General features: G+C 72.7%; 20 protein-coding genes. 9 read left to right on the top strand and 11 right to left on the bottom strand.

Annotation, left to right across the window (positions count from 1 at the left end):
• Positions 1-244 precede the first annotated feature (244 nt).
• On the bottom strand, positions 245-970 hold the full coding sequence (locus ACIOHG_RS26805) for a hypothetical protein (protein WP_400954175.1): 726 nt from the start codon (positions 968-970) through the stop codon (positions 245-247).
• Between the two features lie 557 nt (positions 971-1527).
• Positions 1528-5808 carry a hypothetical protein gene (locus ACIOHG_RS26800; RefSeq protein ID WP_400954174.1) on the bottom strand — a complete coding sequence of 1427 codons (4281 nt, stop codon included), beginning with the start codon at positions 5806-5808 and terminating at the stop codon, positions 1528-1530.
• A 170-nt stretch (positions 5809-5978) separates the two neighbouring features.
• Here ACIOHG_RS26800 and ACIOHG_RS26795 point away from each other — a divergent pair, with 170 nt between their 5' ends.
• The 3 genes from ACIOHG_RS26795 (at position 5979) to ACIOHG_RS26785 (ending at position 7711) form a co-directional block, all read left to right on the top strand.
• Positions 5979-6188: a hypothetical protein gene (locus tag ACIOHG_RS26795; RefSeq protein WP_400954173.1), complete on the top strand. Its 210-nt coding sequence runs from the start codon at positions 5979-5981 to the stop codon at positions 6186-6188.
• A gap of 263 nt (positions 6189-6451) precedes the next feature.
• A complete protein-coding gene (locus tag ACIOHG_RS26790) occupies positions 6452-7429 on the top strand; it encodes a hypothetical protein (protein ID WP_400954172.1) in 978 nt (325 codons plus the stop codon).
• A gap of 111 nt (positions 7430-7540) precedes the next feature.
• Positions 7541-7711, top strand: coding sequence for a hypothetical protein (locus tag ACIOHG_RS26785; RefSeq protein WP_400954171.1), 171 nt, complete (start codon positions 7541-7543; stop codon positions 7709-7711).
• Positions 7712-7807: 96 nt separating this feature from the next.
• On the opposite strand, the gene ACIOHG_RS26780 is transcribed toward ACIOHG_RS26785, so the two are convergent.
• Positions 7808-8752, bottom strand: coding sequence for a hypothetical protein (locus ACIOHG_RS26780; RefSeq protein WP_400954170.1), 945 nt, complete (start codon positions 8750-8752; stop codon positions 7808-7810).
• A 304-nt stretch (positions 8753-9056) separates the two neighbouring features.
• Here ACIOHG_RS26780 and ACIOHG_RS26775 point away from each other — a divergent pair, with 304 nt between their 5' ends.
• Entirely contained in the window at positions 9057-9341 is a 285-nt protein-coding gene (locus ACIOHG_RS26775; RefSeq protein WP_400954169.1) for a hypothetical protein, read from the top strand.
• A 113-nt stretch (positions 9342-9454) separates the two neighbouring features.
• On the opposite strand, the gene ACIOHG_RS26770 is transcribed toward ACIOHG_RS26775, so the two are convergent.
• Positions 9455-10111: a hypothetical protein gene (locus ACIOHG_RS26770; RefSeq protein ID WP_400954168.1), complete on the bottom strand. Its 657-nt coding sequence runs from the start codon at positions 10109-10111 to the stop codon at positions 9455-9457.
• Between the two features lie 676 nt (positions 10112-10787).
• Between ACIOHG_RS26770 and ACIOHG_RS26765 the strand changes: the two genes are divergently transcribed.
• The 4 genes from ACIOHG_RS26765 to ACIOHG_RS26750 all read left to right on the top strand — a co-directional run bounded on the left by ACIOHG_RS26765 (position 10788) and on the right by ACIOHG_RS26750 (position 15743).
• Complete coding sequence (locus tag ACIOHG_RS26765; RefSeq protein WP_400954241.1) at positions 10788-11636, top strand: radical SAM/SPASM domain-containing protein; 849 nt, start codon at positions 10788-10790, stop codon at positions 11634-11636.
• A gap of 35 nt (positions 11637-11671) precedes the next feature.
• The gene (locus ACIOHG_RS26760; protein ID WP_400954167.1) at positions 11672-12889 is read left to right on the top strand and encodes a hypothetical protein; all 1218 of its coding nucleotides are present in this window, start codon (positions 11672-11674) and stop codon (positions 12887-12889) included.
• Positions 12890-13266: 377 nt separating this feature from the next.
• Positions 13267-15294, top strand: coding sequence for a hypothetical protein (locus ACIOHG_RS26755; protein ID WP_400954166.1), 2028 nt, complete (start codon positions 13267-13269; stop codon positions 15292-15294).
• On the top strand, positions 15291-15743 hold the full coding sequence (locus ACIOHG_RS26750; protein WP_400954165.1) for a hypothetical protein: 453 nt from the start codon (positions 15291-15293) through the stop codon (positions 15741-15743). Before ACIOHG_RS26755 ends, ACIOHG_RS26750 begins: the two co-directional genes overlap by 4 nt.
• A gap of 6 nt (positions 15744-15749) precedes the next feature.
• Here ACIOHG_RS26750 and lexA read toward each other — a convergent pair whose 3' ends face one another.
• From lexA to ACIOHG_RS26730, 4 genes are all read right to left on the bottom strand, one after another.
• Positions 15750-16535 carry a transcriptional repressor LexA gene (lexA, locus tag ACIOHG_RS26745; RefSeq protein WP_400954240.1) on the bottom strand — a complete coding sequence of 262 codons (786 nt, stop codon included), beginning with the start codon at positions 16533-16535 and terminating at the stop codon, positions 15750-15752.
• Positions 16481-16933, bottom strand: a complete 453-nt coding sequence (locus ACIOHG_RS26740) for a hypothetical protein (protein ID WP_400954164.1) — start codon at positions 16931-16933, stop codon at positions 16481-16483. Before ACIOHG_RS26740 ends, lexA begins: the two co-directional genes overlap by 55 nt.
• Positions 16934-17016: 83 nt before the next feature.
• Entirely contained in the window at positions 17017-17886 is an 870-nt protein-coding gene (locus ACIOHG_RS26735; RefSeq protein ID WP_400954163.1) for a pentapeptide repeat-containing protein, read from the bottom strand.
• Between the two features lie 950 nt (positions 17887-18836).
• Positions 18837-19367 (bottom strand): hypothetical protein, encoded by a 531-nt coding sequence (locus tag ACIOHG_RS26730; RefSeq protein WP_400954162.1) that lies wholly within the window; start codon positions 19365-19367, stop codon positions 18837-18839.
• Positions 19368-19862: 495 nt separating this feature from the next.
• Here ACIOHG_RS26730 and ACIOHG_RS26725 point away from each other — a divergent pair, with 495 nt between their 5' ends.
• On the top strand, positions 19863-20357 hold the full coding sequence (locus ACIOHG_RS26725; protein ID WP_400954161.1) for a ribbon-helix-helix protein, CopG family: 495 nt from the start codon (positions 19863-19865) through the stop codon (positions 20355-20357).
• A 213-nt stretch (positions 20358-20570) separates the two neighbouring features.
• On the opposite strand, the gene ACIOHG_RS26720 is transcribed toward ACIOHG_RS26725, so the two are convergent.
• From ACIOHG_RS26720 to ACIOHG_RS26710, 3 genes are read right to left on the bottom strand one after another with little or no spacing between them, the layout of a single operon-like run.
• Entirely contained in the window at positions 20571-21455 is an 885-nt protein-coding gene (locus ACIOHG_RS26720; RefSeq protein ID WP_400954160.1) for a hypothetical protein, read from the bottom strand.
• A 42-nt stretch (positions 21456-21497) separates the two neighbouring features.
• The gene (locus tag ACIOHG_RS26715; protein WP_400954159.1) at positions 21498-22358 is read right to left on the bottom strand and encodes a type II CAAX prenyl endopeptidase Rce1 family protein; all 861 of its coding nucleotides are present in this window, start codon (positions 22356-22358) and stop codon (positions 21498-21500) included.
• 30 nt (positions 22359-22388) lie between these two features.
• Positions 22389-24056, bottom strand: coding sequence for an SAM-dependent methyltransferase (locus ACIOHG_RS26710; protein ID WP_400954158.1), 1668 nt, complete (start codon positions 24054-24056; stop codon positions 22389-22391).
• Positions 24057-24089 lie beyond the last annotated feature (33 nt).

Raw genomic sequence — 24089 nt, 5'->3', positions numbered from 1 at the left:
CGGCACCGGCGTTTCCTCCTCCCCTCCCCTTTCGGGCCGCCCGGCCTGTACCTCCGGCACAGTTCGCAGCCGCAGCGATCGCCGATTCCGTCCTGCCGGGCCTCGGCCCCGGACAGCACGCACAGCGCGCGGACAGAGTCAGCATCCTCAACCAGGCCGGCACCACCGGCCCAAGCCGCTTCCGGACCCGGCGAAGCGCCCCCGGAGGCCGTCGGTGCCAGATTCCCGGAGCAGCAGTCCCGGGCTACCCCACCGGCGGCTCGTCGTCGCAGAACCCGCTCCCGATCTCCTCCCCGAACTCGTCCTCCTCCGCGAGCTCGTCGGAGAGCCCGCTCCCGGTCTCCTCCGCAGGCACGTCGCCGAACTCGTCCTTGACCGCTGCCCAGCGCGCCTCGCGCGCGGCCTGCTGCAGCTCGTGGCGGGCACGGTCGCGCTCCCGGCCCCGCTCCCGCACGTAGACGGCCACCCGCTGTTCGGACGGGCACTCGGCCGCCCACCCGGCTTCCTCGACCAGGTCGGCGGCGGCCTGCGCGGCCTGCCCCGCGGCGGCGGTGGCGTAGTGGAGGGCCTGGGCCACCACCGCGAGCACCGCATCGGCGAACGCGGGGGCGGTCAGAGCGTCGGTCGCCGCGATGCACGCCACCGGGTAGTGCACCCGTGCCGCAGGGGTCGGCACCACCCACTCGCCGGCCGGCAACTCGACCGGGAGCAGCGTGGGCATCGTCATGTCGGCATGGGCGTCGATTCGCCGCTGCAGGCTCTCGTCGTCCGGATCGCCGCTGAGGTGGTCGGCCTGACCGACCCTCACGTGCACGGTGAACTGGCCGCAGCTGTAGCGGGCGGTCAGGTCCCGGTCGATCTGCACTGCGGCAGGCCCGGAGCCCCACGCGGGAGGCGCGACCTGCCGCAGCCCGGGGAACGCCGTGGTGACGGAGGCAACAATCTGCCCGGTGGCGGTGCTCTTGAACATCGACAACTCCTCGCGGACGGTGACAGGGGTGCACACCCGCGGCGAAGCCCGGGTGGAGCCCTGCACCATGCAGGGAGAACACGCACGAGAGCACGTCGAAGCGACCCCGCGAGCGCGGGGAGAAGTTGGTCGGCCATCACGCGGCCGACGGCCGCCGCTGGGCAGCTGGCTGTCCAGGAACCATGGTGACAGACCATCAGGGCCCTGTGGTGCTGTGGCGAGTACCGGCTGTGCAGCCCCCGCACCTTCGGTCGAGCCTGCTCGGCCGGGAGCGGCAGCCGGGCTCGGGCTGCGCCGGCGCTGCTGCGGCAGCCGGCTCCGCGACGGCCGCGAACCGCCCTTCCCCTCCCAGCTCATCCGCTGCGCACCCGTCCTTCAGGTCTCCGAGGACGACCTCCTGGACGCGCTCGCCGGCAAGCGAGACCCCGAAATCTGGACCCTGCCGTAACCACCGGCCGACCCGGGCAGCCCGGCTGAACGCACCCTGCCGACCTGCCGACCGTCCGGCAGAAGCAGAACAGCAGGAGGGAGCAACCGCCAGTGCGCGGCCGAACTGCTCAGGACGCCGTGGTGTCCTCGTAGAGCGTCTCCCAGCGGAGGTTGGCACCGTCGCGGCCGGCCCAGGACGCGGTGCGCCGAGCGGCGTCGCGCAGTTCCGCGGGCCAGGTCGGGTCCGTGAGCAGCCTGTGCAGTTCGGCGGAGATGTCAGTCACAGTCTGGCCCGCGACTTCCAGGAGATGTCGGGTGAGTTGATGGTCCCGGGGTCCGTACTCGATGAGTAGGTCGTACAGCCGGGAGCGTTCGCCGACGAGAAGGCGCAAGTAGGAGCGCCAAGGGTTCCATCCGGCGTGTCGCCAGCGGGCAGAGGGACCGGACTGCTCGGTCGCCACGGTAACTGCCCGCTCCAACAGCCGCTCGGCGTGCTGCCGGTGCCCGGCCTCGTGGAGGTCGACGCACAGCCGGGGGACGGTGTCGAAGCGGCGGGGCCACACGCTGCCCGGCCTCGTCAAGCTGTGGCCGGGCAGCAGACACAGCTCTGCAGGAAGGAAGACCAGAGCCTCGACCTGTTCGAGGCCGAGGTCGTTGGCGCCTTCGGCCACTCTCCTCCGGGCATCGAGGACAGCCAGTCGGGCCCGCAGCAGCTGCGCCGCGTACCCGGCCAGCATGTAGGCCTCGTGGCCGATCCCCGGATCGGCGACCGTGGCGGCCGTGGTCACGGCCCGGTCGACCACGGCGTCCAGGTGAGGTGCCAGCACCTGGCGTGCGGCAGACAGGTCCCACGACGCGAGACCCACTGTGACGGCTCGGGTGACCGCCGTGAGCAGCTCGGTTTGCGCCGTGGCGCTTGTGTTCAGCGCCTTGATCTGCTGCACGACATCCTCGGGGCTTCCCAGGGGCGCCGTGCCGCAGCTGATCATGCGTGCGGTCAGCCGGTGCGCGGCGGCGATCGCCTGGTGGCCACCCTGTGCCGTCAGGTGCGCGGCGATGCTGGTCAGCTCGTCATGATGCCCAACGGGCAGCTGTTCCTTTGCCCGGACGAAGCCGATGAGGGCGTCGGCGTCCTTGCGCTGCTCGGCGTCTCGCAGGAGCCAGGGCAGGAGCAGCCCAGGTGCTTCCGGCACGCGGGCGACGACCTCATCACGGGGCGGTATCAGGTGCTTTCGGGGTTGTTTGCCGCGTCGGCGGCCCTTGCCCGGGTTGGAGGCATCCTTGGACTGTGCGTGCTCGGGCTGCGCCGCTTCGGACTGCTCCGGTACCGGCGATTCGGGGGCCTTGTGTTCCGTCCCTTCGGCGAGAAGGGCGAGCGCGCGGGTGGCGAGGTGGTGCCCGCCGGCTGCGGCGGCGACGGTCAGGTCGGCGTCCCAGGGAGGGCTGATCCACGGGAGGAGCGTCGCAGTACGTGGACGGGCCGAACGGGGATCGTCGGGCAGGCACGCAGCCACTACGGCCCCGGGCAGGCGTCGGCCTCCGAGGGTGCCCAGGGCGGTGAGGGCCAGCACGGTGCCGGGACGCCGTGGGTCCTGGCCGGCCTTCCGGGGGTCGGCCAGGTCCTGGCACCACTTGCGTGCGGTGAGACCGGCGGGCGCGTCACCGGCGAGGAGTAGCGGGCGCAGGAAGTAGCGGGCCACGGTCCGGCCGGCGCTGTCGTCGACGGCGAGGGCGGTCGCATCGTCCAAGGCGGAACGCAGGAGCCGCGGGGCCGGGTGCGCGTCCGGACGGCACAGGGCCGTCGCCACGCCGTGCAGAACGACGTGCAGGCTCCCGGTGGGCGGACTGCCGGTCGCCAGTTCGTCGAGGCAGCCCTGCAGCGCCTTGAGGGTGTCGGTGGTGCGGTCGTTGGCGCGGGCGGCGGCCCAGCAGGCCGCGGCCGAGGCGATGATCCCGTCGGCGTCCTTGGAGATTTTGTCCGCCACCGCCATGCGCCGGGGCAGTTCGTTACACAGGCCGCTGTACTGGGTCGGCCACCGGGCGGCGAGATCGGCGAGCGAGGTCAGCGCGTGTTCCAGTGGCGCGCCACGTTCGACGAAGGCCTCGTCGAGCATCTCCTGCATGGTCGCAAGGGCGGTGCGCTCGGGACGCCCGGTACCGCCCTGGGAGACGTCCGCGGCGCTGTCCACGTCGTAGGCGTGCGCGCAATGCATCAGGTCGGTCAGGTGCGCGGCGGGGGTGTGCCTGACCAGGTCGCCAGGAGGAAGGCTGTAGACGAACCGCGTGGCGGCGTCACGCTGTTGCAGGACGAGGGTCGCGACCGCGCGCATGACGTCGTCGCGGAGTGGAACGCCGACCACGTTCCAGATCGTCTCCAGGACCGTTGGCCAGATGTCCGCGTCGGGCCTGACGATGGCGCAAAGGGCGTCCAGGTAGTGCTCGGCGTGCAGCGCGCCGGTATCCGGTTCCTCGATCACGGCGACGATGTCGACCGCGGCGCTGGAGGGGGCGTGACGCAGGCCGGCGACGATGCGCAGGAAGGTGTCACGCGCGACCGGGGCGGCGGCCCGGGACAGCACCGCCAGGTGCGGATACCACCGCCGGGACTCGTGGGCGCGGGCCCGGTCGGTGTAGTGGAACGCGTGCCGGGCTGCCTCGGCGAGGTACAGGTCCTGGGGGTGCTCGGTGATACGGCGGGTGGTGGCAGACAAGCCGGCACGGGCGTGGGCGAGACCCCGGCCCGCGGCGTACTCCCCGATGACCTGGTGGTGGAAGCGCACCCGCCCGTCGACGCCTTCACTGAGTACACCTCGGCGGATCAACAGCCCGATCCAGGCGGCCGCGGTACCCGCCGGGACACCGCATCGGGAGGCGAGGAGGTCGCGGGCATGCTCCCGGTGGAACTCGATGGTCCCCCGGAACAGCGTGACCAGGCCGAGTTCGGCCGCCGCTCGTCCCAGCTGCCGTGCTTCCTCCCCCGCGACCGTGTCGAGCCCCGTTACCGAGTCGCGCAGGTCACGTTCGACCCGCCGGTCCCAGTAGTCACGGAAGAGCGCGGCGACGTCGAGCTCGGCCACGTTCGGGCCGTGAGGGCTGTACAGGTCGAAGACCATGCGCAGATGCAGCGGGTGGCGGATCAGTTGGCTCAGCGGGAGCCCGCGGGCGGCCGCGTCAGCCAGCGACTGCTCCATCCTCATCCTCGGCAGGAGGCCGTCATTCTCCTGCCGGGCCGGTGCGTACATCCGCCCGTAGGCGGCGATCGCCTGGCCGAGTTCGGAGTCCGGGGTCCAGCCGCGTTCCGTACGTTGCTTCTTCCCGGTTCCGTAGAGGAGCAGCGGGATGTTCGAGAGCAGGGAGGTGTAGGCGCCCTCGCCTTTCTCGCCGTCTCGGCTTCGCTTGAGCAGGTTTGCCTCACCGGACCGGCAGGCCAGCGCCACAGCGATGTTCCTGGCCCGTAGGACGGTGATCAGCTCGGTGAAGTCCTGGGCGCTCTGTGTCTCGTGCAGCAGCAGGTCGGCGGTGTCCAGCAGCAGGACGATCGGGCGCTGCACAGGCGCAGCGGTGCGCCCTCTGGCGACGGCAGCGGCCGGTTGGCCGCGGTGCGCCTCCAGCAGTTTGGGCAGTTCGTGCGGGTGCAGGTCCGGCTCGGCTCCTGGGCCCGCCAGAAGGGAGGTAGCGGACAGCAGGACGAGGCACAACTCCGTCCGCCTGAACAGGGCCTCGTACACCCCCCACAGGGAGCAGCTCTTCCCGACGCCGGGCTCGCCGATCAGGGCCGCGGCCTGTCCCGGTGCCGTGCCTGCTAGCTGCCGGTCGATGTGCCTGAGCACGTCTTTCTCGGCCGCGCGCTCGACCCGGACCTGCTGGAGAGTCACTTGGTCCAGAGGCAAGCCGTACGGGTTCACGGTGACGGTCTGGAGAGCTTGCCGCACGGCCTCCTGGGCTCTCTTCAGAGCGGAGAGCTTGCTGGCGACGTCCTTCAGGGGACGGTCATAGGCGGGGAGAAGCAAACTGGGGCCGCTCGAACGACTGTGCGCGCCGTCCTTCCCAGCCTGGAAGTCCTGGTCGGCGCGTTCGTAGCGCTCCTTCAGGAGGCTGCGATCGCCGAAGCCGCGCTCACAGTCGGACGGACATCCGGACTGCTCCTGGGCCACGAGGCAGAAATCCAGGCCGCTCGATGCGACGCCGCCGTTCTTGATCCAGGCACTGATCGTCGATGCGCTTGTCTTGCACCATCCGGCTAGCTGCTGGTTCTGCATGCGTTGACCGTCGTACCCGTGGTGCCAGGTCCAGTGCATCAGCGCTTCCAGGAGCCAGAGGCGATGCTCGCCCCAGTTCCCGGTGTCGGTGGGCCACTTCAATTGCCGGTTCGAGTCGGCAGGGAGCCACTTCGGTTCTTCACTGGCCACTTCTTCAACCCCCGGAGCATCTGAAGAACAACCACGCACAGTCATCGCACCAGGTCGGCAGCGTACGCGATTTGCATCGGCGGTGGGCGGCCAATGCGGCTGTTCTGCACAACTCCCCTGCAGAGGACGCTCTTTCGTGTCGGAGTGACCAACGCGATCAGGAGGAAGAGATGGACCTCGACGAGCTGCTCGACCAGGCCGAGAACTGGGCCGAGACCCTCGCCCCGTGGACGGGCGTCAACCTCGGTCTGCGACTGGGCCGGGACGTCGTTCGCTACAGCGTCCTGCTGTGGATGACCCGCGGATGCACACCACGCGAGCGCGCCCTGGCCTTCGCCGCGATGCACCGGTCAGAACGGGGCGGTCGCCGAAGGAGGTGACCGCGAGCCGGTGTGGGTCCGGATCGCGGTCCGGACCCACCCCTCCCCCCTCGTCGTGAAGACCCCACACGGGTACCGCGTCACCCCGGAAGCGTCCACCTGACTTTCGCGCCGACCAAAGGCCCGCATCGGCGCTTGGACGCGCGACAAGCGGCGCTGAACCCGTCCGGCGCGGGCCCTCTCCGCGCAACTGGGGTGCTGCGTTCCACCACGATCAGGTGAAGCGCCGGTCGCCGTACCTGATGGTGCGTCAGGATGGCGCCGTGGAGAACGCGAAGACGTGGCACGAGCGCGGCACGCATGTCGAGCGCCGGCCCTCACCGCCGGTCAGCCGCCGCGACGCGGAGCAGCTGGCCTGCCCGCGCTGCCTCGCCCCCACCGGGGTCGTCTGCCGTGATGGGCAGGGTCGGTCCATCGACCCCCACCGCCAGCGCTACGGCGCAGCCCGTCTCAAGGCCCAGCGTGCCAGCGGCGCGGCGCGGGGGAAGGCGAAGGAGCGGCGTCGCGCTCCGGTGCCGATCGAGCGGATTCGCCCGGTGCCCACTCCGGTGCCGCGGGAGGACGGCGGGCGGACGGTGCGCGGTGTGCTGGTGGTGCCCACGCACGCGGGCAAGGGGGCGGTGCGGCCGGGTGAGGCGTTGGAGGTGGGTTGCCCGAAGTGCGGCGCGGAGGCGGGGCAGTGGTGTCCGGGCCCGGACGGCACGGTGGGCACGCACAAGGAGCGCATCGCCGCCGCCCGCCAGCAGCGGCTGCAGAGCCGCCGCGGCCCCGGGATCACGCCGTCGATCGGGCGGCGGCTCACCGCGGAGCAGGCCGCGGGCGTGGACTGCCCGGCGTGCGGGGCGACGGCCGGGACGCCGTGTACCTCGCCGCCGCCGCGGCGCGAGCAGCTGGCCGAGGTGCACCCGCACCGGGCGCTGAAGGCACGCAGGAAGTCGTTCGGCGCCCGGGCGGCGCCCGCTGCTGCGGCCCGGCCTCGGGTGAAGGGCCAGCGGAAGAGCGGCCCGGCACCGGCCAGCGGGCCTTCGGGCAACAACCCGTACATGGCGGCCGCGCAGGAGCTGGTGGGCAAGCGGCCCTCGCAGAACAGGAAGCGCTCCGGGGTCAGCCAGCGGGAGCTGGACGCACAGTACCAGCGGGCGCTGGAGGCGAACCCGGGCCAGGCGATCGCGATCCGCTCGGCCGGGGCCGCCCGCGGTGGCCGCGGAGCGTCGAGGAAGGGCACCGGCTTGTACGGGTGAGCTCCCGCAGGACCGGCTGCCGAGATCCGGGAGCAGCGCAATCGGCAGCGCCTCCTGCACGGAAAGGGCATCCTGCACGGCGGCCTCACCCACCCCGGCGAGCCGTACGGCGTGCTGGAGCTCCACGCCGTCCCGGCGCTGTGGCTGCTCTACCCGCCCGCCCTCGCAGCGGCTTACGGGCGCCGCTACGCCGAGGTCTACCCCGGCGCCTGGGAACGCGCCGGAATCCCGGCCGATGCCTTCACCACAGCGGAGTCCTGGACCCGATGGGCATCCGGCTGACCTGTCCCCCGGTCACCGTTCACAGGCGGGGCACGGCAGCCGGAGCTGCCACAGACCGTTGCCGTGCCGCCCCGCCTGCTGCACGACGGGGTGCGCCTACATCTCGTGGGTCTGCAGGAAGCTGGACTGGACCCGCATCAGGTGCGTCTCGGGGTGCTCGCTCTCGTACAGGCTCAGCAGTTCCTCGTACCGCCCGGCGGTGTAGAGCGAGCGGGCCTTGGCGTTCTCGTCCATGCCGCAGGCCATGGCGAGGTCCGCACCGGCCTTCAGGGCGCTCTTGCGGCTGGTGTAGGTCCAGATGTCGAGTCGGCCCGAGCCGCTGTAACCGCGATGGGCCAGCGTCCACACCGCGGGCGCGAGTTCGGTGGTGACGGCTCCGTCGGGGTGGAAGGTCTGCGCGCGGACTTCCTCCTGGATGAAGGCTTCGCCGAGCTTGCGACGATCGAGGTCGTGGTCGCGGACCGTGTTCACCGCCCGCTGGTGCCCGTAGGGCGTCAGCTCGAACCGTGTTCCCTTGCGCTGGACGGCGTCCACTTCCCTGTACAGGCCGAGCGTCGTGACGACGTCCTGGCCGACCACCTTCTTCCAGGTGGCCAGGGACGGGGGCGGGTCCATCTCCAGCCGGTACCGGCCCGTGAGCGCGCTCCACACCGTCTGGACGGCGTCCGCCTCGGTGAGCGGCCCGGTACGCAGGCGCCGCCACAGTTCGACGAGGCCGGCGCTGAAGTCGTCCGCCCCTTCCAGGTTGAGGCGCACGATTGCCCAGCCGGCTCGGATACCCCGCAACCGGGGCACGGTGGCGAACAGGACCTTGCGCAGGGCCTGAGGGTCTTCGCGCAGGCGAGCCGCGGAGGAGCCCAGGCCGATCCGGGCGCCGTCGGTGCGCAGCAGGTCGATGCAGCGTGCCCATTCGAGCTGGAGGGACAGGTGTCCTTCGTCGGTGTCCAGCAGCTCGACCAGGTTCTGCGTGTCGGCGCGGCGCAGTTGCCCCCGCGCTGTCAGCGGCTGGCCCCGGCCGGCCCAATCGGCCAGGGCCAGCATCTGCCGAACTGCGGGTGGAGGCTGGGTATGTGACACGGAGAGTCCCTTCTGCCGGCGCAGCGCGCCTGAGTGCTGACAGTTCCAGGTGTGCCAGAGCGCCGCCCCGGCGCGCCCGAGAACGTAAGAAGTAGGGCAGAAGTCTGCCCTCGCCGCGGTCGTGCACTATCGGATACCCGTGGGGCGCAGCCCGCCGGGCTCCGGCGAATCGCCCCGGCCGCCGCACGGGTTCGGCATGATCGAGGTACGGACGGTCTGCGGAACCGATCAGGGCCGAGGGACGGGGATGGCAGGGAGCTGCTACGGGATGACCGAGGCGCGTACCCGTGACGGCAAGCGGGTTCTCGCCGGCGAAGCCGCCGAGAAGGCCGCAGCGAAGAAGGCGATGGTGTCGCAGGCCGAGCGGTTCGTGCTCGGGGTGGCGGCGCCCGGGCAGTGGAGCGCCCGGGAAGGAACTCGGCCGGTGCCGCACGGACACGTCGAGGTACCGGAGCGGGCGGTGCCGGGCGCGGACAGGACCGAGAGCGTCGAGCGCATCGAGATCAGGCCCGGCTCCTGGACCAGCAACATCAAGAGGTGGCGGCTTCGCTGACCGAGCACCGGTTCGCCGCCCTCGCCGAGCACGGCCTGGCGCTTGGGTAGCCGACGCGGCGCGCACAGGAGGTCCGCCATTCTGCGAGGCAGCGGCCTTCGGTGCTTCCAGGATCAGCCGATAGCGTTCTCGGCGACATCGGTGGCCGGGGTGGCGGTGCGCTCGGCCCAGGTGATGACGGTGGCGGCCAGGGCCAGGGCGGCGCCGTCGGTGACGTGGAGGCCGCCGTGCTTGATGACGAGCTTCTGCACCGAGTGGTGGGCGCGGCCCTTGCGGCCCAGGGCCAGGATGTCGGTCGCGGCTCGTTCGCCCCGCCAGTGGCCGGCCGGAAGCACGGTGCCCATCAGCAGCCCGGCCGGGATACCGGCGGGTCCGGTGGACCAGTTGTCCAGCAGCAGCATGGCCAAGCCCGCCGCGTGCGCGCCGGTGAACGGGCGCTGCGGGGTCGGATCGGGGCCGAGCGAGTCAAGGAGGCGGGCGGCGTGCGCGGTCTCCCCACCGGCCACGGCGGTGACGACTTGGCGCAGCAGGTGGGCGGCGAGGCTGCGGGTCTTCCCCGTGGGGGTGAACAACGCGGCGTTGTACCGGGCGACCGCGCGATCCAGGGCGGCCTGGAGGGTCGGAAGGTCGGTCGGGTCGGATTCCTCGGTGATGCCTTCTTCGGCGAGCAGCGGGGCGATCTCGCGCCACATCTCGTCGGCGAGGCCCGTGCGCTGCTGGATGGCGATCAGGGCTGGGAGCTCGGGCGCGTCGAGTCGCAGGTCTGTCATGGCAGCCATCGTCTCAGCCCGGCTGCGGCCTCGTACCGGGTTGGGCGGAGTTCACCCGAAGGAACGAGGCTGGCGGGTATACCCCGGGTTGCTCTACCCGTCGCCGTCGGGTGATGGTCTGCATGAAACTTACCTGACAAGTCGTCAAACCTGTCATCATCGGCAGCCGTGTCAGCAACCCCGGCGCACTGGGCCATGCCTCGGCGCTCGCCTGCCTGCGCCAGGGAGCTCCTGCTCGCGGGCTGAGCCAGCTCCATCCCACAAGACCCAGAGCTCGGCAGCACTCCGGAGCAAGCCCCAGAAGTCGAACGGTCTTCGAACGAGAGCGCTTGAATTCAAGCGCTTTCGTTCGAGCTGCATTCGAACATTGGCTCACGCGCTCGCGCCTCCACGGCCGCGAAATGACGAGCGGTCAGTGACACTCTCGTACCGGCCATCACGCCGGTGCTCTCCGGGTCCTGCGCAAGCGGCCGGAGCCCGGCGGAGCGCGAGGTCGGTTTCCCGTTCCCCGCCCGCCGTCTGCAGGCGCTCGGTACCGTGGAGTCGGCCTTCGGTACGCACCTTCCCCCGCCCCGCGTCCGGTCGGCGAACCGGACTCCCCTTCCGGAAGGGCCACCGCCCATGACCGTGACAGTCGAACACCCCGGCACCGGCCCCGGGCGGGGCCGGTGCTCCGCTGCGGAGCATCGTCCTCGACCTCACCCGGGCCTGCCAGGCCAACTGCACGACTTGCTACAACAACTCCGGCCCAGCGGGCGGGCACGGGCAGATGAGCGGGGACGACTGGCGCTCCGTCGTCCTGCAGGCCGCAGCCGCGGGCGCCCGGCAGGTGCAGTTCATCGGAGGTGAGCCGACCCTGCACCCCGAACTCCCCGACCTCCTCGACCTGGCCCTCGCACACGGGATGCGGGTGGAGGTGTTCTCCAACCTCATCCACGTACGCGCCGCCCTGTGGCCGGTGCTGCGGCGGCCCGGCGTGATGCTGGCGACCAGCTACTACAGCGACCGGGCCGACGAGCACGAAGCCATCACCCGCCACCGCGGCTCGTACACCCGCACCCGGGCCAACATCGCCCGCGCCATGGCCGACGGCATCCCGGTGCGTGCCGCCGTCGTCCACGTCCTGGAAGGCCAGCGCGTCGAGCAGGCCGTGGCCGAGCTGCATGCGCTCGGCGTCACCGACGTCCGCGTCGACCCGGTCCGCGCCATCGGGCGCGCCGCCCCCGACGGCCCGGGTCCGGGCGGCCGGGAGGAGTTGTGCGGGCACTGCGCCCGCGGCCGCGCCGCCGTCCTGCCGGACGGCTCGGTCGCCGCCTGCGTCATGTCGGGCACGATGATGAGCGCGGGCAACGTGCGCTGTGCCCCGCTGGCGCAGATCCTCGCGGGCCCGCAGTGGGCGGAGCTCGCCGCGTCGATCCCCCGCCCGGCAGGACCGGGAGGACGCGGTGCCACCGCGTGCAACCCGAACCAGGACGGCAGCGACTGCGCGCCGGCCGAGACCGAGGCGTGCGGCCCGGCGTACTGAACCGGCCGTGACCGAGTAAAGGGGCTGACCCTGCCATGGACGACTGGCGACCTCGTGCGGCGGCGCTGTCGGCCGCCGTCGTGCACCCCGCCTCCCGCTGGGCGCAACCGCTCGCCCGAACACCCCGGCACGTGTTCGTGCCCCGGTGGTGGCGGCACCTCCCCGACACCGGCTGGACGCTGCGCGAAGGCGCCGCGGACGAGCAGCGGTGGCTGTCGGCCGCCTACACCGACCACACGCTGGTGACCCGGGTGGGCCCGCTGCACGCCGACCACGCCGACCCCGCCGACCATCCGGAGGGCCTGCCGACCTCCAGCAGCACCCTGCCCACCCTGGTGGTGGCGATGTACCGGCACGCCCTGCTCACCGACACCTGCGAGACCCTGTGCGTGACCGGCACCGGCTACGGCACCGCCCTGCTGGCCGCCCGCCTGGGCGAGGAGAAGGTCACCTCGGTGGACGTCGACCCCTACCTCGGCGAGGCGGCCCGCGAACGCCTGGACCGGCTCGGCCACCGCCCCGCCCTGCACACCTGCGACCTCACCGGGCCGCTGCCCGGCACCTTCGACCGGATCGTGGCCACCGTCGCCCTGCCCGGCATCCCCGGCTCCTGGCTGGCCGCCCTGCGCCCCGGCGGACGGCTGGTCACCAACCTCGCCGACACCGGCCTGGTGATCGCCCTCGACGTGCGGGCCGACGGCAGCGCCACCGGCATGGTGACCCCCGAGCGCGCCGGATTCATGCACGCCCGGCACGGCGACAACTACCCCCCGCCGACCAGCACCCGCCACGCCTGGACGGCAGAGGGCGACGTCACCTCCAGCCGCTACCCCGTGGTCGACGTCCAGCAGTCCTGGGAACTCATGAGCGCCTACGCCCTGGCCGTCCCCGGCGTCCGGCACGACTGCACCGAGGAACAGGGCGTGCGCACCGCGGTGATGGTCCACCCCGACGGGTCGTGGGCCCGCGCCACCGCCCCGGCCGGCGAACCGGCACTCGTCCACCAGGGCGGTCCGCGCCGGCTGTGGGACGAACTGGACACCATCCGGCACCACTGGCTGACCCACGGCCGCCTGCCCGCCTACGGCGCCACCGCCGAAGCCGACCCCGACGGCACCCTCCACCTGCGCCGCGGCACCTGGCACGCCACCGTCCCCGCCGCCGAACCGAACGCCCGGACGCGACCCGGCCTCGCCCCGGGTGCCCGGGCCGGGCCCCCGGTAGATCGACGTCCAACGCATCGAAGGCCCTAAAGCCGATCAGCTCCCAGATAGCGGATGTGCCAACCGTCCGGTGCAGGCCATCTACCGCAGATTCTGATTGAGCGTCAAGTTATTTGCGAGCGATGCGAGTTGGCCCAGGCGGAGTTGATACTTTGCTGCTCTGGCGATGGTTCGCCGGGAGCTTCCTGAGCGCCTCCGCATGACGTTGCGTCACGCATGGCGAGTACCGCACGGCCCTGCCGTGGCTGCCGAAATCCAGGGACCGCTCCCGCGCGCGCTCCGTCCACCGGCCCGACGGCTTGTCGGGACCGCGAAGCCGGAAACGCCCGGGGCCTGGCCCCGTGCGTTGATCGCACGCCCTCACCGGGCGTGCTCGACCCGCACGCCCCGCCCCGAAAGGCCCTGCCATGAACGAAACCCCCGCAGCCTCGGCGGCACCGGCCGCGCGCGCCTTGGAACTGCGCACCCGCGCCTCCCAGATCGCCCCCTTGTCCTGGCCCCAGTACCGGACCGTCCGCGACCATCTGGTCGCCCGCGGGCTGCCCCTGGAGATCGCCTCCACCGCCGCGCTGGTCATCGCCGATCCGCAGGAGGCCGTCGAGAGGCTCAAGTCCTCCCGGCTGCGCCGGGAGATCCTCACCACCGGTGTCGTCGGCGACTGCCTGACCCTCGACCTGCTGGTGGCCGGCCTGCTGCGGGCCCCGGAGAACCTGCGGGTGGAGGACCAGCGCGCGGCCCGCAAGTTCAGCCTCCCCCGGTACACCACGAACTCCGTCGGCACCGCCTGCATCCTGGACCTGCGCGAGCACGGCACTCTGCAGGAGGCGGAGACGTTCTTCCACGCCGAGATCCGCAAGATCGACGACGAGATCGAGCGGGAGAACCGCTACGGGCCCGACATCGCGGCGAACGGTATCCACACCGGGGGCATCGTCTTCCCCCTGCTGATCGGCTTCCCCGGCGAACCGTGGACCGGCGGCTTCGACACCACCGACTGCTACGGCCGGACCTACTTCGCGCAGACGGCCCAGGGCATCAAGTACATCGACGTCCTGAAGGCCCTGGGCACGGTCCCGACGACCACCTACGAATTGCGCGCACACCCGCTGCACAAGCACCGCGCCGCGCTGCTGTCGGTGGCCGGGAAGGTCGACAGCGGCGCCCCGCTCTCCGAGGCCGAGGAGAACCTGCTGGTGCGGGCCGTGATGCCCGCCACCAAGATCGTCCTGTCCGTGCAGGGAGCGCCCCTCGACGAGGCCCGCCGACGCGTCGTCGCCCAGCAGCACATCGACCGCCCCACCGAGTTCAGCGCCGACTCCCGCTGGCAGATCCGCGCCGAAGCCGTCCTGAACCGCCTCCACGGCAAGGGCCTGCTCGCCACCCTGCCCGGTACCACCGGGACGGAGGTCCGCGGCTGGATCAACGACCCGACCCCCACGACCCTGCCCGCCGGCATCCACCCCGACGACGTGGTCGCCCTCGTCGCCGCCAGCGTCATGCTCAACCCCGGGCACCCCAACGACAAGGTCATCACCGCCGCGCTGCGCAGCCGCGGCGTGTCGGAGCAGAAGTCTTCCGCGGCGCCCGGCGAGGATTCGGCGCTCGACGTCTCCGGCAAGGAGCGCACCGACGCCCGCAGTCACATCGCCGCCTACCTCATCGGCCGGGCCCTGCCGCTCGACACGGCGCGCCCCGGCCTGATCTCGGCTCTGGAGCGGGCTCTGCGCGGACGCCTGCTGCGAGACCTCCCCGTTGACCCGCGCCCCTTCGAAAAGATCGCCGCAGACGCCCGCGCAGAGGTAAAGGAATCGCGCACCGGCACGGAGTCCGGGGCCGGCCCGGCCACCCGCCATGTCGCCCTGCGCGCGGCCTTCTACCTGACCTGCGGTGCCGGCGGGAGCGTCCTGCTGGGGCGCAGCGAGCACGGGGCGGGCAAGGGCAACGCCAACGAGCCCGCCGCAATCATCGGCAGGCTGCTCAGGACCCCTCACGGCCTCGAACAGCTCGTCCAGGCCGTCTTCGACGGCCGCAGGGGCTTCGCCGTCCGCACGGTCGACGACGGCCGGGGGGCCTTCGACCACTCCATCGCACCCACGGACGAAGAGCGGATGACTCCCGTGGCGCTGCGCGCGATCGCCTTCAGCAAGCTGCCCGTGCGCACCGACCAGTCGGCTGCCACCCAGCTCGCCGAGGACACCGACAAGCTGCGCGACGAGGCCGAGGCTGTCACCACCCGCCTGAACACCATGTTCGGGCGCCGCGAGGACGGCGCGCCGGCCGCCATCATCGAGGAGCGGGGCTGGAAGGACCCGCGCGGAGAGATCATCCCGGGCCTGACCGCAGCGGTCAAAAGGCTCGAATCCTGGGAGACGATCCACGGCATCCGCGGCCTCGCCACCCGTCTGGCCAGCGCCGACCGGGAGGAGGAGCAGTGAGCCGCCGCCCCGTGGTGCTGACCGCCGACATCGCCGACCACCTCGACCAGCTCATGCGCGCCGAGAGCGCCACCGGCGGGGTCGAGCGCGGCTGGCTGCTGCCCATGGTGGTGCCCATCACCGAGGTGCTCGACGGCCGCCGGTGGGCGAACGTGCGCACCGGCGTCTACGTGCCGTGCGACCACGACTTCACCGTCCGGTACGTCGGCAGCATCCACCGCACCGATCCGGCCCTCGCCACCCGGCTGCGCGAGCACTTCGCCAAGCACCCCGAGCGCGAGGGCACCTGGACGCGCATGGCCCTGATCGCCCTGCCGAACGCACTCACCACGGCGGCGCTGCGGCGTTGCGAAGGGCGCGCCGGGCGGGCGCTCGACCCGCTGGACAACACCAGGTTGCCGGCGGTTCCGGGACGTCCGGCATGGACGCCTCGCGCACACGCCGCCTGACCGGCGCTACAGGCGGCGCAGGACGGCGACGACCTTGCCGAGGATGGTGGCGTTGTCGCCGGGGATGGGCCGGTGGTCGGGGTTGTGCGGGAGCAGCCAGAGGGTGCCGTCCTGGCGCTTGAGGCGTTTGACGGTGGCTTCGCCGTCGATCATGGCGGCGACGATGTCGCCGTTCTCGGCGACGGGCTGGCGGCGGACGGTGACGAGGTCGCCGTCGCGGATCGCGGCGCCGGTCATGGAGTCGCCCTTGACGGTGAGGGCGAACAGTTCTCCCTCGCCGACGAGTTGGCGGGGCAGGGGCAGGACGTCCTCGACGGCCTGCTCGGCGAGGATCGGGCCGCCGGCGGCGATCCGGCCCACGAGCGGCACGTGGACGGTCGACGGGCCGGCGGCGGTGTCCAGGTGTCCGGTGGCGTGTTCGCGCAGGCGGTGGGCGGAGAGGGTGTAGGCGCGGGGGCGGCGCGGGTCGCGGTGGACGACGCCCTTGCGTTCCAGGGCGCGGAGTTGGTGGGCGACGGAGGAGGTGGAGGCGAGGCCGACGGCTTCGGCGATCTCGCGCATGGAGGGAGGGTAGCCGCGGCGGCGGACGGAGTCGGCGATGGCGTCGACGACCTGGCGCTGGCGGGCGGTCAGGCCCGGGTCGCGGGGGCGGGCGGCCGGGGAGCGGGGTGTCGGGGGTGCTGGTGTCCTGGCGCACGGTGCTCTCCTGGCCCTGGTGGTCGTGTCGGTGCGGTGTTCTAGGCCGGGGGCCGTCCGGCGTCCACGAACTTTCCACGGCTGCGGCCAGGGTATTCGCCGGCGCCGACAGCGCCGACAGCGCGGCGGCCAGGCGCGAGGGCGGCGGGGAGCAGGGCGCCGGTGCCGAAGCGGGCGGCGGCGCGGTCGAGGACGGGCTCCAGGGCGCGGGCGCTCTCGGTGGGCCGGTCGAAGGTCAGCTGGGTGCCGGTGGTGCGTGCGTCGCGCAGGTCGCCGGCACGGGCGGTCAGGGCGCGGACCCGGGCGCGCTGCAGGCCCAGGCGGGTGTGGAGGGTGTAGAGGGCGTCGCGCAGGGCCGGGCTGTGGCCGGTGGGTTCGGGCAGGGTGAGCGAGCGGGTGGCGGTGGAACGGTCGGCGAGCGTGGCCTGGAGTTCGACGGCCCGGGCGGTGCGGCCGGCGGCGCGCAGGCGGGCGCCGAGGTCGCCGGCGCCCAACTGTCGCGCCGCCGCCCGCCCCGGCCACAACGGCTATTCCGCGCCCACTGCGCGTCCGTCAACGGCAGATCGGAAAGAACGCCCTAACTTCTGGGAGCTTCGCCCGCATGATTCGGGCAGGGGGTCTTGGCAAGCTGGTCGAGGCGTTGCCTGATCCTCGGGTCGGCCGCCATCGCGGGGGGCAGTTTGGTCTCGGGGCTCGGGCAGGCGGCGACGACCTGCTCCACGGTGATGGTGGCCTCGGTGAGGTCGGCATATTCGAGATGGGTATCGGTCATGGTGGCGTTGGGGAAGCTGGCATACCTGAGGTTGCTGCCGCCCAGCCCGGCTCCGGTGAGGTCGGCGTCGCGGAAGGACGCTCCGGCGAACGGTTCCCTGCCGTACCTGGGGCTGTCGTCCGGCCCCCTCCCGCCCAAGCTGGCTCGCGTGAGGTTGGCCCCGACGAACTGTGCCCCCATCAGGTTGGAGAAGTTCAGGTGGGCGGCGGTGAGGTCCGCACCGCTGAAGTCCGAGCCGGACAGGTCGAAATCGTGAAGGTCCACCCCGTGGACGTCGGCGCCGTGGAAGTCGATGGCGCCGGGGAGTAGGTCCCCGGCGCTGGCGGTCTTGATCACCTTGAGGGCCGTGGCGATGTCTACCGGCAACTCGGTCTGCTTCACCGGGGCGGCCTTCTCCGGCCGGGGGGAGTGGACGCGGACGTAGGCGCTGAGGATGTCCACGACGGCCTGCCTGTCCCGGCCCGAGTCGGTCATGATCCGCTGGAGCGCGTAGATGCCGCCCAGCCGGAGCTCCATCGTCTCCGACCCCAGGTTGGTGATCGCGGCGTTGAACCGGTCGGTGATCTGCCCCTGCTCCGTGACCGCCAGAGTCTCCTGCGTCTGCGTCACCTGCACGAAGGTGAAGATCAGCGCGAGCACGGCGGCAAGGCCGGGCAGCCCGGTGGCGAAGGCCATGACCCACTGCACACGCTCCGCCCGGCGTTCCCGGTCCACCCCCGGGCCGGTCGGAGAACCCGCCGGAAGGACGGAGGCCTGAACAGGTACGACGGGAGCAGCCTGGCCGAGCGGAGCACCCGAAGCCGCAGGCGGCGCCCCTGGTGCCCCTGCCGCTCCCCCGCCCACGAGTACCGGCTCCTGCTGCTCCACCGCGAACCTCCAACGCCGCCGGGAGAACGCCGCGAGCGGTGGCCTCCCCGTGAACAAGATTCACGGAGTGTCTCGCATCCCTCTCTCCCCGCGCGGGCGTTCGGAGCTGCTGTCACTGATCCGCGACGGTCCGAGGACAGGCCTCGTACTTCCGCACCGGGATGCGGGTCTTGCGGGCGAGGCGCATGCGGTTGCGGGGGCCGGCACCCGCACGCAGCGGCCCGGCGGCTCAGGTGTTTTCCCGTTCGCCTCCTGGACGGCTTGGGTGCAGGCGCACGGGCGGGGCGGGGCCGAACTCCGCGGTCCTGCCGCCGGGCTGACGGGGTATCGGCTCGCGCTGGCCGCCCCGGGGGCCGACATGCGCCGCCCGGCTGTCCTTCTCCGCAAAAGCCCTGCTCACAAGGGTGTCGGGGGGCCGGGATACCCTCCGCGGCGTGATCATAGACAGGACCGCGCAGATCGTCCCCACCCGGTGCAAGAGCGCGGCCGTACGCAAGCAGATGGGCCGACTCATCGCAGCCGCGGACTACGGCGATCTCCTGGCCGCCCTTCTCTGGACTTCCGAAGGGTGGCTGCTGCGCTACTTCTTCAACGAGTACAGCAACCAGCACGAGCAGGCGGAGCGGGAGAGCATCGACGCACGCCAACGCCGGCTTGCCGACTGGTCGGACAACCTGTGCCTCGCCCCCAGGAGCTCAAGGACGCCGTCGAGGCCGCTTTCCTCGCTCTGGAGACCGGCCTGTAGGCACAGCGCCCGCTCACCTGCCGCCAAGCCGGCGGCAGGCGCGGCACAGCAGACGCACGGGCCACAGGCCGCTGCCGGGAGCCCGGAACGCACGCCGGTGGTCGTCGGCGGCGCGGGGACGCAGATCCGTTCGGCACTCCGCGCAGGCGAGCCCCATCGCGGCAGCCTGCCAGGTGTGCCAGGCCGGCCAGTCGGCCGCGAGCCCGAGGACCGCTCCGGCCGGGACTTCCGCGCCGTCGGCGTCCACGCCCCACACCGCCAGGTTGAACTCGCTGTCGACCAGCGGGCCCCGGTCGGCCAGGCGCACGGTCAGTGGCGCCTGGCACCGGAGCGCCTCCAGCGGCGGTCCCTGGCGAACCCGGACCTCGGTGCCGGGCCGGGCGCGCCGGTGCGGCCACCGCGGGGGCCGCACCGCCCGCACTGCGCGGTAGGGCACCCCCAGCACCGCGAGGTCGGCGGCGAGCACCTCTACGGCGGCCGTTCCAGGGTCGGCGGTGCCGGTACCGGTGGGGCACCAGAGCGCCAGCCCGCCGCCCAGCAGCATCCCCTCCGCCCGTCCCGCCTCGGCCAGCCGCCGCCGGGCAGCACCCGGATCGGCAGCACGCGAAGACCTCCTCCCGGCTTCCCCACCGCTCCGGTCGCTCAACCCTGACCCCTTTCCCAGGCCGGCGTCCGGCCCTGTGCTGCGGTGCCGCAACGAGCATGCACCTGCGGGCGCGTCGCCTGTCCCACCGGAGCGAAACGGCGCTCGAAAGGGGGGAGTTCGGCGAACCGCGTTCGGCCGCGGTGCGGGATTCGGCATGATCGGAGCGCCTCCCGCGGCGTGCCCGGCGCTCCGGCCGATACGGTGCCCGCGCGACGGCGGTTCCGGCCGCCGGTCCTTGGGGCGAGGCTGTCGCGGTCTCCTGCTCGACATGCCGCCCGGGCAGTGCTCGGGCATACGGGAGGGAGCACTTCGCGCCGAGTTTCCGCATGCGGAAACCGGGCCTACGGTTGTAGTGCGCGGAGGTTCCCGCGTTCTCGCGCCCCGGGAGGCGTCATGTCCCGTATCAACGTGTTCGAGTACGACCCCGACAACAAGACTCCCCTGTACCGCGTCGGGCACTTCGACCCCGACGCGGCCACGGTCTTCCCAGAGGCCGTGGAGTACGCCAAAGGCAACGAGGTCTCGGTCAACCGGGTCGACGAGTTCGAGCACCAGGAGCTCTACCGCACCAAGGGCGGCCGGTGGGTCCTCAACACCTGGTCCCAGCTGCAGGGCAGCACCCCCCGGTTCGAGTTCCTCGACGACATCACCGCTCGGGAGTGGCTGGTCCTCAACGAGGCGGACGGCGCCGTCGAACGCCACTTCGGCGCACCCGTCCCCGAAGAGGACGGGCCCCGGCCCGCCGGCCGGCCCCGGCTCGGGGACCGGAAGGTCGACCTGGTGATGTCCGAGGAGGAGATCGCCGAGGTCCAACAGCGTGCCATCGCCTCGGGCGTGTCCCGGGCGGAGATGCTCCGCCAGCTGGTGCGCTCCGGGCTCGGACACTGAACGGGGTCGGGCTGCTCACGCAGCGGCCGTCGAACCTGCGGCGGGCGGAGAGCACCGGGTGCCCCACCGGGTCGCCCTGGCCCTCAAGCGGCAGGGCGCCGCCGAACTCATCGCCAACATCCCGCACTGACCCCGTGGTGGGGTGGACCCTCCAACTCGAGGGTCCACCCCACCAGCGGACACGGGATCAGGATTCAGGCAGGCAGCCGGGGGTCATCGGGCGGTCGCCGGGGCAGGGCCGACGAGCCGGTTGTGCTCGCGGGTGAGCCACTGCTGCGGGTCGGTGAGTTCGGCCCGGGTCGGGAGCTGCTCCGTGGAGTCGAACACGGAGGCGACGAGTTCGGGGCCGCCGACGGCGGCGAGGGCGTTCATGAAGCCGAGGCCGGGCAGGTAGACCTCGCTGCGGGTGGTTTTCTGCAGGCCCAGGACTGCACGGCGTCGACGGCGGCTCCACGCGTTGGGCAGCGGATCGTCGGGGAAGTCGTCGTCCACGCCCCCGAGTTCGGCGACGATCTGGCGGTGCACCCACATGGCGTGGCCCTCTGCGATCTGCTGCAGGGGCCGGACCGTGGTCTCCTCGCGCCGTCCGAACCCGGCCTCGACGTGCTGGGCGTAGAAGACGTCGTCCAGGTCCGGGGAGCGGTGCAGCTGCATGATGTGGACGAGTTCGTGGCCCAGCGCCTGGACCAGGGCGCGCAGCGAAGTCCGGCGGGCTGTGTGCATGGCGGGCATCACGGCCAAGTAGCGGCCGTCGGTGCCCAGCAGGGTGCGGCCGCCGACGAGGGGCCAGATCCTGCGGTGGGCCTGCGCGAAGCTGTGCAGGCGGCCGGCGGTGAACCGGTACGCGGTGGCCTGTTCGTCGGGGTGGTCGAACAGCGCGGCGACGCGGTGGCCGAGAAGGCGGCCGTGCTCGCGGGTCGCCTCGCGCACCGCGGTGGGGGTGAGGAGGTCGACGGTGACCTTCGGCGGCAGGGTCATCGCGGCGTAGCGCTCGGCCATCGGGGCGGCGAGGTGCAGGGCCTCTTCGACCAGGGGGACGAAGTCGGGGTGGCGGGAGGTGGTCCAGCGGGCCCGGTCGTTGATCTTGAAAGTTGTCAATTCGGTTCTCTGCTCTGCTGGTTGGTGGCGATCGGCGAGGGGTCAGCGCATGCCGTAGAACATCAGCGCGTTGAAGGCGGTGTGCGCGAGGACCAGCGGTAGCAGGCGGCTGCGGTTGAGGAGGTAGATGCCGATCGAGGCGGCCGCGACGACGGCCGCGCCGAGGGCGGCGGGGCCGAGGTAGGCGTGCAGCAGCAGCCGGCCGACGGCGGCCGCTGCGATCATCCAGGGCACGGGCACCCGCAGGGCGGTCCCGAGCGTGCACAGCACGCCGGTGAAGACGAACTCCTCCAGGGCCGCGTTCGAGGCGGTCTGGACGGCCAGCGTCAGCGCCGCCGTCCGGGTCACCTCCAGCGCGGCGCCCTGGTCGGTGGCGGCGGTGAACTGGGCGATGAACTGGGACACGGCGAAGGCCAGGAACAGCGCCACGGTGTAGAGGACGGTGGGTCCGGGGGTGCTGCTGACGGCCGACCACGTCGGGCGGGCGGGGCGCGGCATCGGTGCGCCCGCCCGGGCGAGGAGTTCAGCGGCCAGCAGCACGATCACCGCGGGGCCCAGGAGCAGGCGCAGGACGTCGACGGTCTCGGCGGGGCCGGCGGCCGGGAGCGCGAGGCTGAGGCGTGCGAGGACGAGCATGGCGGTGGTGGCGGCGAAGGCGGTGCGGCCGGGGCGGGCGTCCGTGCGGGTGGTGCGCAGGAGGATCGGGGCCAGGCCGGCGGTGACGACGCCCGCGCACTCGGCGGCGGTGAACGTGTGCGCGGATATGCCGCGGCCGCCGGTGACGCGGTGGGCGAGGTCGAGGGCCTGGGCGCTGTAGGCGCAGGCTGCGAGGAGGGCCCAGGCCGGCAGCCATTGCTGGACGGCGTGGTGGGCGGGGTGGCCGAGGGTGGTGGTCGAGGTCACGGGTGGGGTTCTCCGACGGGCGGGGTTCGGTCAGGGGATGCGGTGGACGCTGGCGTGGGCGTGCAGGCCCTCGCCGGGGTACTCGGGTGTGAGGAGGGCGAGCTGTTCGCGGTGCTGCAGGCGCGTCAGGAGCCCGCTCGCGCTGGATGTGCCGAGGTAGAGGGGGCGTTGGCCGGTGTAGCGGGCCCAGTCCTCGCGCAGGCGGCGGCGGGGCGCGCCTTCGACGCGGATGCCGATCAGGGTGAGGGTGCTGCCGGGGGCGAGGGCGTTGTCGGGGGCGAGGCGCGTCAGCAGGCGGTCCAGAAGGGGGTCGAGGCCGTCGCGGGGGGTGCGGTGCAGGCCGGCGAGTACGACGTCGACGGGCTTGGACAGGTCGAGCAGCCGCTTCAGGTCCGGCTGCGTGAGCAGGTCCGCGAGCTTCTCGCTGTCGTGGTGGAGTTGGTGGACGGGGTACTCCACCATCAGGGCGGCGTGGGTGTGGGCGTCCTGGCATTCGGTCACCGCGACCACGGGCGGCAGGGCGGGGTCGGGCCGCTGCCACCAGGTGCTCGGGCGTTGGCCGTGCAGTCCGTGGCCGTAGCCGATGTGGAGGACCTGGCGGTTGTCGCGCACCGCGTGCCGGACCGCGGTCTCCTCGGCCAGGGCGGCGGCGCGCAGTGCGGCGGGCAGGCCGGGGTGGCGCAGGGCGAGTTTGGCGGCGGCGTCGCGGTCCGCGGCGAAGGTGCCGTACGGGTGGCCGTCGGGCGTGGCCATGAGGGCGGATTCGACCCGGGATGGGTGCGGGGAGCGGACGCGGGGCGGCGGCGCGGTGGCCCGGGGTGCGCGGGGTGCGGCGGCCGTGGTGGACGGCGTGGTCGTGCGGGTGGTGCGGGTCCGGTGGCGGCGGTGGGGGTGGCAGGTCAGGGAGAGGGCGCTGACGGCCGGGCCCTTGGCGCCCGTGATGCCGGTCTCCACCACGAGGCCCGCCTCCGTCAGGCGTTTGCGCAGGTCGGGCAGGTGGACGAAGCCGCCGTCCTGGCCGGTGTACTGCTGCCACAGACCGTTGAGCCGATCGGCGGTGGGCGCGCGGCGGACGGCGATGCCGGTCAGGGTGATCTTGCTGCTCGGGTGCAGGCGGGGGACGAAGTCCTGCAGCACGATGTCGAGTTCGCCGCGCGGGGCGCGGTGCAGGCCGCCCATCACCATCAGCAGCGGCCGGTCGAGGTCGAGGGCGTCGGCGAGGTGGGGGTTGTCGGCCAGCAGGTGCAGCCGCTCGGGCGGCTCGAACAGCAGCGGGAAGTCCTGCAGCAGGGGATTGTGGCGGGCGTGGTGGTAGGAGGTGGGGCAGGTGGTCACGGCGGCCAGGCGCAGCGCGGGGCGGCCGGCGCGGGCCCGGAGCCACAGGTCGGCGAGGGAGCGCTCGCGGGGGTCGGTGAGGCCGTAGCCGTAGTGGAGGACCTGTTGGCCGGTGGCGGCGGCGTGCAGGATCTCTTCGTGTTCGACGTCGCGGGCGCGGCGGGCGGCCCGGCGCAGCAGGCCGCGGGTGCTGTGGTCGAGGTAGTCGGCGGCGTCCTGGTCGGCGCGGTCCGGGGTGGGGTGGACGGCGGCGTCGGGGTGGGTGGCGAGGGTGTGGTCGATCCAGGACGGGGCCGGGCGGCCGTGCGCGGTGGGGTAGAGGGGGACGGCGTGCGGGGGCAGGGGCGGTAAGGCGGCGGTCATGGTGGCGCTTCTCCTGGTCGGGCGGTGGCGGGT

The organism is Kitasatospora sp. NPDC088134 (assembly GCF_044741705.1).
In the GTDB taxonomy this organism is placed as follows: Bacteria; Actinomycetota; Actinomycetes; order Streptomycetales; family Streptomycetaceae; genus Kitasatospora.
This window is presented reverse-complemented; position numbering and strand designations above follow the sequence as displayed.